The organism is Pseudomonas sp. E141 (genome assembly GCF_052659885.1).
Genome location: NZ_CP084024.1, coordinates 3739786 through 3752572 on the forward strand (window position 1 = coordinate 3739786; position 12787 = coordinate 3752572).

Consider the following 12787-nt stretch of genomic DNA (forward strand, 5'->3'; position numbering starts at 1 on the left):
CTCATCAGCTTGTTTCTATGCCCCGGGTCTTGAGTGAATCAATAACCCCTTGGCTTGTGAGGCTGATCTTATGAGGCTACATTAAATAACTCAAATTCATATTTTTCATGCTTTGCATAACCATTTGGAATTCGACCGGGACGCCCATGGACCTCGCCAGCCTTAACGCCTTTATCGCCATCGCCGAGACCGGCAGTTTCTCCGGCGCCGGTGAACGCCTGCACCTGACCCAGCCGGCCATCAGCAAGCGTATCGCCGGGCTGGAGCAACAGCTCAAAGTGCGCCTGTTCGATCGGCTCGGTCGAGAAGTCGGCCTGACCGAGGCTGGACGAGCCCTTCTGCCACGGGCCTATCAGATTCTTAACGTGCTGGATGACACCCGCCGCGCCCTGACCAACCTGACCGGTGAAGTGACCGGACGCCTGACGCTCGCCACCAGCCACCACATCGGCCTGCATCGGCTGCCACCTCTATTGAGGGAGTTCACCCGACGCTACCCTGAGGTGGCGCTGGATATTCAGTTCCTCGATTCGGAAGTGGCCTACGAAGAAATTCTCCACGGCCGGGCGGAGCTGGCGGTCATCACCCTGGCCCCGGAACCGCACACGCTGGTACGCGCCACGCCGGTGTGGGACGACCCCCTGGATTTCGTGGTGGCGCCGGAACACGCGCTGTTGGACAACGGCCCGGTCAGCCTGGCAGACATCGCCTTGCATCCGGCGGTGTTCCCCGGCGGCAATACCTTTACCCACCACATTGTTCAACGCCTGTTCGAAGCCCAGGGCCTGACGCCGAACATCGCCATGAGCACGAATTATCTGGAAACCATAAAAATGATGGTCTCCATCGGCCTGGCCTGGAGCGTCCTGCCGCGCACCATGCTCGATGAACAGGTGGCACGCATTCCTTTGCCGGGCATACAGCTCAGTCGCCAGCTAGGCTATATCTTGCACACCGAACGGACGCTGTCGAATGCTGCACGGGCTTTCATGTCCTTACTGGACGCACAAATCGATCTGCCAGGGAAAAGGGCATAGGTTGTGCTACTCCTATAGAGCCGAAACGCCTGCGCCCAACGCCCCAAATTGCCCAAGGCTCGCGAGATAATGCCCAAATCCGCTGACCAATTCCCGCCCCTGCCGCGCATTCAGGCGCTAGACCCGAAACGGTCCGAGCAAAGCTGGGACAGCGCCCCCCAGTTGCTGGCCGCCTTGAACGGCGCGCGCCTGGGAGCCTGGTCGTGGGACATTGATACCGGGCGGATCAGTTGGTCACGGGGCACTCAGGCGCTGTTCGGCTTCGATCCGCGCCAGCCATTGCCGGCGGATGTGGACTATCTGGACCTGTTGCTCCCCCAAGACCGAGCAAAGGCCATCCGCGCCTTTCATGCGGCGGTGGCCGGTGCGCCCCTGGAACAGGCCATGCACCACCGCATCGTCTGGCCCGACGGCAGCCTGCACTGGCTGGAAATCAACGGCAGCGTATTACCCGATAAACACGGCCGCCCGCGGATGATCGGAGTGATCCGGGAGATCACGCACCAGCGCGAACGGGAGCAGGCACTGCGTAACTCGGAAAAACGCTTCGCCACGCTCTTTCATCTATGTCCGAACATGGTGCTGCTGACCCGCCAGGAAGACGGGCTGATCATCGAGGCCAACCAGTATTTCGAAAGTCTGTTTGGCTGGCCGCTGCACGACATCATCGGCCGCACGACGCTGGAACTGGGCCTATGGGTCGACCCCGGACAGCGGGCAAAACTGGTGGAGATCATCAAGGCCAACGGCGAAATGGCGAGCATGGAGGTGGAACTGCAGGCCAGCAATGGTCAGATCCACAGCGGCCTGCTCAGCGCCCAGAAGGTCGAGCTGGAAGGCCAGCCCTATCTGCTGAGCACCTTCCTCGATACCACCGAACGCAAACTCGCCGAACAGGCCCTCAAGGACAGCCAGGAACGCCTTGATCTGGCCCTCGATTCGGCGCAACTGGGCACCTGGGACTGGCATATTCCCAGTGGCATGCTCTACGGCTCGGCCCGGGCGGCGCAGTTGCATGGCCTGGAGCCCAAGCCGTTCCACGAGTCGTTCGATGCGTTTTTCGAAGGGGTGCCCGATGACGAGCGCAACAATATGCGCAACGCCTACCGCAGCCTGCGGGAAGGCCCGGCGGGGAATTATCAACTGACCTACCGCGTCCAAATGCCGGACGGCAGCGCCCGATACCTGGAAAGCCGCGCACGTCTCTATCGTAATGACGACGGCAGCCCGCTGCGCATGGCCGGTACCTTGCTGGACATCACTGACCAGGTAGAACGCGAACAGAGCCTGGCGGCGTCGGAAGAAAAATTCGCCACCCTGTTCCAGGTCAGCCCCGACCCGATCTGCGTAACTCATCAGGATAGTGGCCGGTTCCTCGAAATCAATTCCAGCTTCACCCAGACCTTCGGCTGGTCAGCCACCGACGTGATCGGCCTGAGCGCCGACGAAATCGGCCTGTGGGACGCCTCGGGGAGCAGCCTGCAACGCATCGAAAGGGTGATACGCGAGCGCTCCCTGAACAACGTGGCCGTCGTCGTCCACCATAAAAACGGCCAGCCGCTGACATGCGTGATTTCCAGTCGCCAGATCAACGTCGGCAACCAGCCCTGCATCGTCACCACCTTGCGGGATATCTCCCAGCAGCAGCGCTCCGAAGCGGCCCTCAAGGCCAGCGAGGAGAAATTCGCCAAGGCTTTCCATTCCAGCCCTGACGCCATCACCATCACCGAACGCGACAGCGGCCGCTACCTCGAAGTCAATGACGGCTTCTGCCGCCTGACCGGCTACCGCGCCGACGAAGTGATCGGGCATACGGTCTACGAGGTCGGTATCTGGGCCGAAGAAAAACAACGCATGGCATTGCTGGCCGAACTGGAGCTCAAGGGCCGGGTGCATCACCAGGAAATGCTCGGGCGCAATAAACGCGGAGAGATCCTCACGGTGGAGGTCTCGGTCGAACCGATCATGCTCAATGAGACGGCCTGCCTGCTGCTGACCGCCCGGGACGTGAGCCTGTTGCGCAATGCCGAAGCACAGATCCGCCACCTGGCCTATCACGATCCGCTGACCAACCTGCCCAACCGCGCCTTACTGATGGATCGGCTGAGCCAGCAGATCGCCTTGCTCAAGCGCCATAACCTGCGGGGCGCCCTGCTGTTTCTGGACCTGGACCACTTCAAGCACATCAACGACTCCCTGGGCCACCCGGTGGGCGACACGGTGCTGAAAATCATCACCGCACGCCTGGAAGCCAGCGTGCGCCTGGAAGACACCGTGGCGAGGCTGGGCGGCGACGAATTCGTGGTGCTGCTCAGCGGCCTGGAAGGCACCCGCAGCGCAGTCAGCCAACAGGTACAGAACCTGGCCGACACTCTGCGCGAATTACTGTCGGAGCCGATGTTTCTCGATGGCCAACGGTTGCAAGTCACGCCGAGCATCGGCATGGCGCTGATTCCCGACCATGGCTCCACCCCCACCGACCTGCTCAAGCGCGCCGACATTGCGCTGTACCGCGCCAAGGATTCGGGGCGCAACACCTCGCAGATGTTCCACACCACCATGCAAAAAGCCGCCAGCGAACGGCTGCGCATGGAAACCGACCTGCGCCAGGCCTTGGCTCGCGGGGAGTTCAGCGTACATTTCCAACCTCAGGTCGACGCCCGGGACAACCGCATCATCGGCGCCGAAACGCTGGTGCGCTGGCATCACCCAGAATTGGGCGCCCAATCACCGAATGAATTCATCAAAGTGCTGGAGGACAGCGGGCTGATCCTGGAAGTTGGCACCTGGATTCTCGATGAAGCCTGCAACGGCTTCAAACAACTGATCGCCAAGGGCAAGATCGATCCGCTGCAATTCAGCCTGTGCGTGAATATCAGCCCACGGCAGTTCCGCCAGAGCGACTTCGTCGAGCGCATCGAAAGCTGCCTCGCCACCTATGGCCTGCCTTACGCCATGCTCAAGCTGGAAATCACCGAGGGCATCGTGATCCAGAACCTGGACGACACCATCGCCAAGATGCGTCGCCTGAAAAAATTGGGAGTGAGCTTCGCCATGGACGATTTCGGGACCGGTTATTCGTCGCTGACCTACCTCAAACGTCTGCCGGTGGACACCTTGAAAATCGATCAGTCATTCGTGCGCGACGCCACCAGCGACCCCAACGATACCGAAATCATCCGCGCCATCGTCGCCATGGCCCGCAGCCTTGAGCTGGAGGTGATTGCCGAAGGTGTCGAGACCCCGGAACAACTGAGTTTCCTGCAGGGGCTGGGCTGCCATTTGTACCAGGGCTACCTGCACAGTCGGCCGTTGCCGCTAGACGCGTTTGAGCGACTGTTGCCCTGACAGAGGAGCCCGCAATGAGGGCTCCACAAATGAAAAAGGGCGCCAATGGCGCCCTTCTTCATTAGTTGCGATGCATCAGTTTTGCAGCGCGGGTTGTTGCTGCGCCCCGTTGATCGGGATGCGCTTGGCTTTCGCCTCTTCCGGGATCACTCGCAACAGGTCGATGCTCAACAGACCGTTGCTCAGGCCGGCGGATTTGATCTCGATATGATCGGCCAACCGGAAGGACAGCTTGAACGCACGCTGGGCGATACCCTGGTGCAGGTAGGTCACGCTGTCGTTGCTCGCTTCGCGCTTACCACCGCTGATGGTCAGCACACCTTTTTCCACTTGCAGGTCCAGGTCTTCTTCCTGGAACCCGGCGGCGGCAACCACGATGCGATACTCGTCATCGCCATGTTTTTCCACGTTGTAGGGTGGATAGCTACTGCCCGGTTCGTTGCGCAAGGCGGTTTCGAACAGGTCGTTGAAACGGTCGAAGCCCACCGAGGAACGGAACAGAGGGGCCAGGGAAAATGCAGTACTCATGATTCAAATCTCCTGAAAAGTTCAGCAAGTTTTTTTGTCTCCGCGACCCGAATTCGGCATCGCGTAATCCCTATCTAGGGACCGCCAAAAACTTTTCAAGAGGTTGTTTTGAAATTTTTTCAGGCCGCTTCGGTGCGCTGCACGCCGAGCAAACGGCCTACCGCGTCCAGGTCGGTTTCCCGGCGCAGGGCGGTAAACAGCTCCACCGCTTCGGGATAATTGCGAGTCAGCATCGCCAGCCACTGCTTCAACCGGCCGGGCGCCTGGCGTGGGGTCAATTGCTCGACCACTTGCACCCAGAAGTCCTGGAGCATGGGTTGCAACTCGGCCCAGGACAGCTCGATCACCTCTTCACCGGCCCTGGCCGCAGCGATCTGCCGGGCCAGATCAGGACGGGACACAAGGCCACGGCCGAGCATGATGTCTTCCACGCCGCTGATCTCGCGGCACCGGCGCCAGTCTTCAACGCTCCAGATATCGCCGTTGGCGAATACCGGGACCTTGACCACCTCCTGAACCCGTGGGATCCACTCCCAGTGGGCCGGTGGTTTATAGCCGTCGGTCTTGGTCCGCGCATGCACCACAATGTGCGCCGCGCCACCTTCGGCCAATGCCGTGGCACAGACCAACGCCCCATCCGGGCTGTCGAAACCCAGGCGCATCTTGGCGGTAACGGGAATGTGCCTGGGCACCGCGCGGCGCACGTGCTCGACAATTTCGTTGAGCAGCTCCGGCTCCTTGAGCAACACCGCCCCACCCCGTGATTTATTCACAGTCTTGGCCGGGCAGCCGAAGTTCAGGTCGATAACCTGCGAACCCAGCTCGCAGGCCAATGCGGCGTTCTCCGCCAGGCACACCGGATCGGAACCCAGCAATTGCACCCGCAGCGGTACGCCGGCAGCGGTCCGGGCACCGGTCAGCAGCTCAGGGGCAAGCTTGTGGAAATAGGCCGGTGTGAGCAGACGGTCATTGATGCGAATGAACTCGGTCACGCACCAGTCGATACCGCCAACACGGGTCAGAACGTCCCGCAGGATGTTGTCAACCAACCCCTCCATGGGCGCCAGGGCAATTTGCATGGAAAAACACACTCAACGAAAAACGTGCGGCAGTTTACCGGATTTTGCCCACAACATCGGAATTCACCACCAATCCCCTGTGGGAGTTGAGCTTGCTCGCGATAGCGCTGGGTCAGCTTGCATTGATACCGAATGTGCGGCCGTCATCGCGAGCAAGCTCGGCTCCCACACTGGATCCCGCGTGTTCACAGATTCTGCATCCACCACAGATCCCTGTGGGAGCGAGCTTGCTCGCGATAGCGCTGGGTCAGTCTATGAGAATGCCGGATGTCATCAGCGCAGGACCATAACCCTCGATGAACTCCGGTGGCATGCGCTTGGGCCTGCCGGTGGACAGTTCAATGCAGACAAATGTGGTCTGGGCCCGCAATAACGTGGTGTTGTCGCTGGGGCGAATCAGCTGGAAATGCCGACTCATCTTCAATCGCTGATCCCAGTCGACGATCCAGGTAGCCAGTTGCAGCTCGTCACCTTCGTAGGCCGCCGCCAGGTAATCGATCTCATGACGCACAACCGCCATGGCCCGGTCCAGCCGCCGATACTCCACCAGATCCAGCCCCAGGCGCTGGGAATGGCGCCAGGCACAGCGCTCAAGCCAGGTGACGTATACCGCGTTATTGGCGTGGCCCAGCCCGTCGATGTCTTCAGCATTTACTTGAAGATCAATAATGAACGGCGTTGCCCGATCCCAGCCCATGCCCCTCTCCCAGTCGAATTTGGTGGGGCCAGTGTAACGGATCCGAGCTTGACCGCCATCGCGGGCAAGCCTCGCTCCCACAGATCAAGCCGATTGCCGCGCTTGCAGACTGCGCCCGGCCAGCAGGGATAACACACCATCAATAACGCGAGGATCGGCCAGCACTCGCTGGTGGCCGCCCTGCGGCAAGCGCAGCAAGCGGCTGTCGAACCAGGCTTCGTGAATCAGTTGCGATTCCTTGACCGAAACGAAGGTGTCGTCCTCGGCATGGACAATCAGCCCGGGCACGTCCAGTTGGTAATGGGCGACATCCATCCTCGAAGCCGGCATGCCCACATCGTTTTCCACTTGGCGAATGAAGGCCGATCGCGCCTTGGGCGGCAGCCCCATCATCCGGGCGAACCCACGCAGCACGCCAAGAATGCGCGCAGGCGCTGCAATGCTGACCAGAGTCTCGGTCCGCAACCCCAGCTGAACCGCAAGCATGGCACTGGCACCACCCATGGAATGCCCAACCACGGCTTGCAGCGGTGGTAACTCCGCCGCGGCTTCGAGCATGGCCCTGGCGAACAGCAGGACATTGGCCTCGCGCCCAGGTGAGCGGCCATGGGCCGGGCCGTCCAACGCCACCACCGTGTAGCCGGCACCTACCAGCGCCGTGATCAGCGCGGCAAATTGCGTGGGTCGCCCTTCCCAGCCATGCATCAACAAGACGGTCGGGCCTTTGCCCCAGCGCAAGGCGGACAGACCGAAGCGTAAGGTGATGCGCTCGGAGGTCGCCAGCAATGGCAGCTCCCAATCCCTTGGCGGCAAGTCCCGGGGACGCATGAACAGCGATCGCATCTTCTTCGCCACCAGGCCCGGAGCCACCCATCCCAGCGTGCCATTGACGCCACGAATCCAGCTAAACCTGTTCATCGCTCATCTCCAGGGCTTGCGCCTTAGCTCATCGCACCGCCGACTTGGCAGCGCGCAGCAACCGATCCGATAGCTCTCCCGGGCCCAACGCTCGCGCCAAGGCCAGGCCGCCGACCATCAGGGCAATGTCAGCCAAGGCCTTATCGGCGTCTTCCGGGCTGGCCGCCAACTGCGCAACCATCAGCTCAATATGCTCATTGAGCACCTCACGAAACTCATCCGGCAGCCGCCCGAGCTCGCCGACCGATGCCGGGATCGGGCAGGCCAGATCGGTGGTATCACGGTGCTTGCGCGACAGGTAGAACGCGGCTGCCAGGGTTCGCCGCTCCTCACCGCTCAGCTCGGCATCCATGTCAGCGATCAAGCCGCGACGCTGGCTGAGCAGTTGCTTGAATGCCTCGAGCATCAAGGCATCCTTGCTTTCGAAGTGGGCATAGAAACCGCCCACTGTCAGCCCGGCGGCGCCCATCACCTCGCCGACACTCGGCTCGGCCGGACCACGCTGAATCAGCGCAGCACTGGCGGCCTTGAGTATGCGTTCGCGGGTTTGCGCTTTTTTATCGCTCATCGTTACCTCCGAATATTACGACTGAAATATTATCCATGTAATAATTTTCCGCAAGCGGAAATTTTGACCGCTGGTCAGAAGCATCGTTAAAGGAATTGAAGATTGGCCGAACGCCAGACAAACAAAAGGGCCATTCAAGAATTGAATGACCCTTATAAAATCCCGCAGAGCGGGTAATCGTGGCGTCCCCTAGGGGACTCGAACCCCTGTTACCGCCGTGAAAGGGCGGTGTCCTAGGCCACTAGACGAAGGGGACACAAACCTTCTAACTTGATCAGCGCTGAGAACTGATCGATTCAAGGCCGGTGTGGCCAAACCTTGAACCTGTAATTGGTGGAGCTAGACGGGATCGAACCGTCGACCTCTTGCATGCCATGCAAGCGCTCTCCCAGCTGAGCTATAGCCCCGGATTTTTCGCCTCGCGGCGGAGCGACATCTTGCAACATCGCTTCTGTAAAACTGGCGTCCCCTAGGGGACTCGAACCCCTGTTACCGCCGTGAAAGGGCGGTGTCCTAGGCCACTAGACGAAGGGGACGCAAACCCTTCTATACAACTGATCAACGCTGAGTGCTGATCGCTTCAAGACCCGTGTGGCCAGCCCTTGAAGTGTAAATTGGTGGAGCTAGACGGGATCGAACCGTCGACCTCTTGCATGCCATGCAAGCGCTCTCCCAGCTGAGCTATAGCCCCTCATCGCTGAGGACGGGGCGAATCTTAAGGGCGTATCAGAGGGCTGTCAAATTTATTTTCAACAAATTTGAAAGTTTTTTGCCGGGATAACAATCACTTACCGACAAACCCCGGAAAACCGGGGTATGTCCTGCCTCATCGAGCACTCAGGCAATCGCGCCCAGCAGTTTTTCCCACTCCTTGTTCTCCTTCTTCGACACACCACCGAGCAGATCGATGGCCTGGCGCAGACGGAAACGGGTCAGGTCCGGGCCAAGGATCTCCATGGCGTCGAGCACCGACACTGAGCTGGCCTGGCCAGTAATGGCGGCGAACATCAGCGGCATGGCATCACGCAGTTTCAGCTCCAGCGATTCGACCACGGCCTGGATGGTCGCGGTGATGCTGTCCTTTTCCCACTGACGCAGACTTTCGAGCTTCCACAGGATCAGTTGCATCAATTGGCGCACCTGATCACCGGAAAGTTTCTTGGACTCGAACAGCTTCGCATCCGGCGTCACGCCGCCGGCAAAGAAGAAGCCGGCCAGGGGTGCGATCTGGCTGAACGTCTCCACCCTGCCCTGCACATGGGGAGCAATTTTCATCATGTACTCAGGGTTCAATGCCCACTTCTGTACACGCGCAGCAAACTCCTCCACCGGCAGGTCACGCAACCACTGACCGTTGAGCCAGGAGAGTTTCTCGACATCGAAGATCGGACCACCCAGCGACACCCGCGACAGGTCGAAATGCTCGACCATTTCCTGCAGCGAGAACTTCTCGCGCTCGTCCGGCATCGACCAGCCCATGCGCCCCAGGTAGTTGAGCATCGCCTCAGGCATGAAGCCCATGCGTTCGTAGAAGGTCACCGACGTCGGGTTCTTGCGCTTGGACAGCTTGCTCTTGTCCGGGTTACGCAGCAGTGGCATGTAGCACAGCTGCGGTTGTTCCCAGCCGAAGTATTCGTAGAGCAGGATCAGTTTCGGCGCCGACGGCAGCCACTCTTCACCGCGCAGGACGTGGGTGATGCCCATCAGGTGATCGTCGACCACGTTCGCCAGGAAATACGTCGGCAGGCCGTCGGTCTTCATCAGCACTTGCATGTCCATGCGATCCCACGGGATCTCGACATCGCCGCGCAGCATGTCCGGCACCACACAGACGCCTTCGGTCGGCACCTTCATGCGGATCACATGGGGCTCGCCGGCGGCCAGGCGACGGGCGACTTCTTCCTTGGACAGCAGCAGCGCGCGGCCGTCGTAGCGTGGGGTCTCGCCGCGGGCCATCTGCTCGGCGCGCATCTGGTCCAGCTCTTCGGCGGTGCAGAAGCACGGGAAGGCGTGCCCCATGTCTACCAGTTGCTGGCAGTACTGCTGATAGATGTCACCGCGCTCGCTCTGGCGGTAAGGACCGTGCGGGCCGCCAACGTCCGGACCTTCGCTCCAGTCGATGCCCAGCCAGCGCAGGGCGTCGAAGATCTGCTGTTCGGACTCGCGGGTCGAACGCAACTGGTCGGTGTCCTCTATCCGCAGGATGAACTCACCGCCGTGCTGCTTGGCAAAGCAATAGTTGAACAAAGCGATGTAAGCGGTGCCGACATGGGGATCGCCAGTGGGCGAAGGCGCGATGCGGGTGCGGACGGTGGTCATGGCATGTCTCGGAAAGAATATAAAAGCGAAGATGAAACAGGGGGCGAATGGTAACAGGCGATGGTGGGCGGGCTCCAGTGAGAGGGGGATTTGTGTGGTATCTGTCAGACCGAGGCACCCCATTCGCGAGCAAGCCCGCTCCCACAGTTGACCGAGTCGCGCAGGCTATACGCGATCTACTGTGGGAGCGGGCTTGCTCGCGAAAAGGCTATCGAAGGCGCCGAAAAACCTCAGACAGTCAGCAACCGCTCGCGCAGCTTGCCAATCTCGTCACGCAACTGCGCAGCGGCTTCGAACTCCAGGTCCCGGGCCAGCTGGTACATTTTTTCTTCCAACTGACGGATACGCTTGCTGATTTCGCTCGGCGAGCGCAGTTCGGCTTCGTAACGGGCGCTCTCTTCGGCGGCCTTGGCCATGCCCTTGCGCTTCTTGCTGCGCGAGCCGGGCACAGTGGCGCCTTCCATGATGTCGGCGACGTCCTTGAACACCCCTTTCGGCGTGATGCCGTTGGCCAGGTTGAAGGCAATCTGTTTATCGCGACGACGCTCGGTCTCGCCGATGGCCCGCTCCATGGAACCGGTGATGCGATCGGCATAAAGAATCGCCCGACCGTTGAGGTTACGCGCCGCCCGACCGATGGTCTGGATCAACGAACGCTCGGAGCGCAGGAAACCTTCCTTGTCGGCGTCCAGGATCGCCACCAGTGACACCTCCGGCATGTCCAGGCCTTCGCGCAGCAGGTTGATCCCCACCAGCACGTCGAACGTACCCAGGCGCAGGTCGCGGATGATCTCGACCCGCTCCACCGTGTCGATGTCCGAGTGCAGGTAACGCACCCGCACACCGTGGTCGGCCAGATAATCAGTCAGGTCTTCGGCCATGCGCTTGGTCAGCGTGGTGACCAGCACCCGCTCCTCCACTGCCACACGCTTGGAGATTTCCGAGAGCAGATCATCGACCTGAGTCAACGCCGGGCGCACTTCAACCTGCGGATCGACCAGCCCGGTGGGCCGCACCACCTGCTCGACCACCCGGCCGGCATGCTCGGCCTCGTAGTTGCCTGGGGTGGCGGAGACGAAAATCGTCTGCGGACTCACACTTTCCCATTCGTCAAAACGCATCGGCCGGTTATCCAGGGCCGAAGGCAGACGGAAGCCGTATTCCACCAGGGTTTCCTTGCGGGACCGGTCGCCTTTGTACATGGCGCCGACCTGGGGCACGCTGACGTGGGATTCGTCGATCACCAGCAAGGCATCGGCCGGCAGATAGTCATACAACGTAGGCGGTGGCGCGCCCGCCGGGCGACCCGACAGGTAGCGCGAGTAGTTTTCGATGCCGTTGCAGTAACCCAGCTCCAGGATCATCTCCAGGTCGAATCGGGTCCGCTGCTCCAGCCGCTGGGCTTCCACCAGTTTGTTGTTCGACCGCAAGTATTCCAGGCGCTCCTGCAATTCAACCTTGATCCCCTCGATAGCGCCCAGCAGGGTTTCCCGGGGCGTAACGTAGTGGCTCTTGGGGTAGAAGGTGAAGCGCGGCAGCTTGCGGATCACCTCGCCGGTCAGCGGATCGAACGCCGAAAGACTCTCCACTTCGTCATCGAACAGCTCGATGCGGATCGCCTCCAGGTCCGATTCCGCCGGGTAGATGTCGATCACGTCGCCACGGACCCGGAACGTTGCCCGGGCGAAATCCATGTCGTTGCGGGTGTATTGCAGGTCCGCCAGGCGGCGCAGCAAGGCTCGCTGGTCGAGCTTGTCGCCGCGATCAACGTGCAAGACCATCTTCAGGTACGTTTCCGGGCTACCCAGACCATAGATGCATGACACCGTGGTGACGATGATCGCGTCCTTGCGTTCGAGCAATGCCTTGGTGGCCGAGAGCCGCATCTGTTCGATGTGATCGTTGATCGAAGCATCCTTCTCGATGAAGGTGTCCGAAGACGGTACGTAGGCTTCGGGTTGGTAGTAGTCGTAATAGGAGACGAAGTACTCCACCGCGTTATTGGGGAAAAACGCCTTGAACTCGCCATACAGCTGCGCCGCCAGGGTCTTGTTCGGTGCCAGCACCAGGGTCGGGCGCTGCACCTGGGCAATCACGTTGGCGATGCTGAAAGTCTTGCCCGAGCCTGTCACACCGAGCAGCGTCTGGTGCGCCAGTCCGGCCTCGATGCCTTCGACCATCAGGCGAATGGCTTCCGGCTGATCGCCGGCGGGCTGGAATCGGGTGACTAGCTGGAATTCAGACATAACATAACCTCTGGGTTCACCCCTGTCGGCCAGCCAACAGGAACGAG

9 protein-coding genes and 4 tRNA genes are annotated in these 12787 nt (G+C 60.6%); 2 read left to right on the top strand and 11 right to left on the bottom strand.

All coding sequences use genetic code 11. The annotated features are described in order from the left end of the window. Nucleotides 1-146 precede the first annotated feature (146 nt). Together GKKCFE_RS16685 and GKKCFE_RS16690 are read left to right on the top strand one after the other, a co-directional pair. Nucleotides 147-1037 (top strand): LysR family transcriptional regulator, encoded by an 891-nt coding sequence (locus GKKCFE_RS16685; protein WP_047229247.1) that lies wholly within the window; start codon nucleotides 147-149, stop codon nucleotides 1035-1037. Between the two features lie 69 nt (nucleotides 1038-1106). Beyond that, a complete protein-coding gene (locus GKKCFE_RS16690) occupies nucleotides 1107-4385 on the top strand; it encodes an EAL domain-containing protein (protein WP_047229248.1) in 3279 nt (1092 codons plus the stop codon). Nucleotides 4386-4460: 75 nt separating this feature from the next. Here GKKCFE_RS16690 and GKKCFE_RS16695 read toward each other — a convergent pair whose 3' ends face one another. The 11 genes from GKKCFE_RS16695 to uvrB all read right to left on the bottom strand — a co-directional run bounded on the left by GKKCFE_RS16695 (nucleotide 4461) and on the right by uvrB (nucleotide 12740). Continuing rightward, entirely contained in the window at nucleotides 4461-4913 is a 453-nt protein-coding gene (locus GKKCFE_RS16695) for an Hsp20 family protein (RefSeq protein ID WP_003203872.1), read from the bottom strand. 119 nt (nucleotides 4914-5032) lie between these two features. Continuing rightward, entirely contained in the window at nucleotides 5033-5992 is a 960-nt protein-coding gene (locus GKKCFE_RS16700; protein WP_092400391.1) for a tRNA dihydrouridine synthase, read from the bottom strand. Nucleotides 5993-6239: 247 nt separating this feature from the next. Next, on the bottom strand, nucleotides 6240-6689 hold the full coding sequence (locus GKKCFE_RS16705; RefSeq protein ID WP_445576857.1) for an acyl-CoA thioesterase: 450 nt from the start codon (nucleotides 6687-6689) through the stop codon (nucleotides 6240-6242). Between the two features lie 84 nt (nucleotides 6690-6773). Next, a complete protein-coding gene (locus GKKCFE_RS16710) occupies nucleotides 6774-7607 on the bottom strand; it encodes an alpha/beta fold hydrolase (RefSeq protein ID WP_047229252.1) in 834 nt (277 codons plus the stop codon). 28 nt (nucleotides 7608-7635) lie between these two features. Continuing rightward, nucleotides 7636-8175, bottom strand: a complete 540-nt coding sequence (locus tag GKKCFE_RS16715) for a TetR/AcrR family transcriptional regulator (protein ID WP_076383913.1) — start codon at nucleotides 8173-8175, stop codon at nucleotides 7636-7638. Between the two features lie 180 nt (nucleotides 8176-8355). Then, nucleotides 8356-8431, bottom strand: a tRNA-Glu gene (locus GKKCFE_RS16720). A 75-nt stretch (nucleotides 8432-8506) separates the two neighbouring features. Further along, nucleotides 8507-8582: transfer RNA gene (locus GKKCFE_RS16725), tRNA-Ala, on the bottom strand. A gap of 53 nt (nucleotides 8583-8635) precedes the next feature. After that, nucleotides 8636-8711, bottom strand: a tRNA-Glu gene (locus tag GKKCFE_RS16730). Between the two features lie 79 nt (nucleotides 8712-8790). Next, nucleotides 8791-8866 (bottom strand) — tRNA-Ala (locus tag GKKCFE_RS16735). A gap of 146 nt (nucleotides 8867-9012) precedes the next feature. After that, nucleotides 9013-10494: a glutamate--tRNA ligase gene (gltX, locus tag GKKCFE_RS16740; RefSeq protein WP_014337445.1), complete on the bottom strand. Its 1482-nt coding sequence runs from the start codon at nucleotides 10492-10494 to the stop codon at nucleotides 9013-9015. Between the two features lie 230 nt (nucleotides 10495-10724). Continuing rightward, nucleotides 10725-12740, bottom strand: a complete 2016-nt coding sequence (uvrB, locus tag GKKCFE_RS16745) for an excinuclease ABC subunit UvrB (RefSeq protein WP_076383911.1) — start codon at nucleotides 12738-12740, stop codon at nucleotides 10725-10727. Nucleotides 12741-12787 lie beyond the last annotated feature (47 nt).

What these genes read in the sequence shown, in the direction of transcription:
- GKKCFE_RS16685 (WP_047229247.1), top strand. Translation starts at nt 147, where the DNA reads ATGGACCTCGCCAGCCTTAACGCCTTTATCGCCATCGCCGAGACCGGC.
- GKKCFE_RS16690 (WP_047229248.1), top strand. Translation starts at nt 1,107, where the DNA reads ATGCCCAAATCCGCTGACCAATTCCCGCCCCTGCCGCGCATTCAGGCG.
- GKKCFE_RS16695 (WP_003203872.1), bottom strand. Translation starts at nt 4,913, where the DNA reads ATGAGTACTGCATTTTCCCTGGCCCCTCTGTTCCGTTCCTCGGTGGGC.
- GKKCFE_RS16700 (WP_092400391.1), bottom strand. Translation starts at nt 5,992, where the DNA reads ATGCAAATTGCCCTGGCGCCCATGGAGGGGTTGGTTGACAACATCCTG.
- GKKCFE_RS16705 (WP_445576857.1), bottom strand. Translation starts at nt 6,689, where the DNA reads ATGGGCTGGGATCGGGCAACGCCGTTCATTATTGATCTTCAAGTAAAT.
- GKKCFE_RS16710 (WP_047229252.1), bottom strand. Translation starts at nt 7,607, where the DNA reads ATGAACAGGTTTAGCTGGATTCGTGGCGTCAATGGCACGCTGGGATGG.
- GKKCFE_RS16715 (WP_076383913.1), bottom strand. Translation starts at nt 8,175, where the DNA reads ATGAGCGATAAAAAAGCGCAAACCCGCGAACGCATACTCAAGGCCGCC.
- gltX (WP_014337445.1), bottom strand. Translation starts at nt 10,494, where the DNA reads ATGACCACCGTCCGCACCCGCATCGCGCCTTCGCCCACTGGCGATCCC.
- uvrB (WP_076383911.1), bottom strand. Translation starts at nt 12,740, where the DNA reads ATGTCTGAATTCCAGCTAGTCACCCGATTCCAGCCCGCCGGCGATCAG.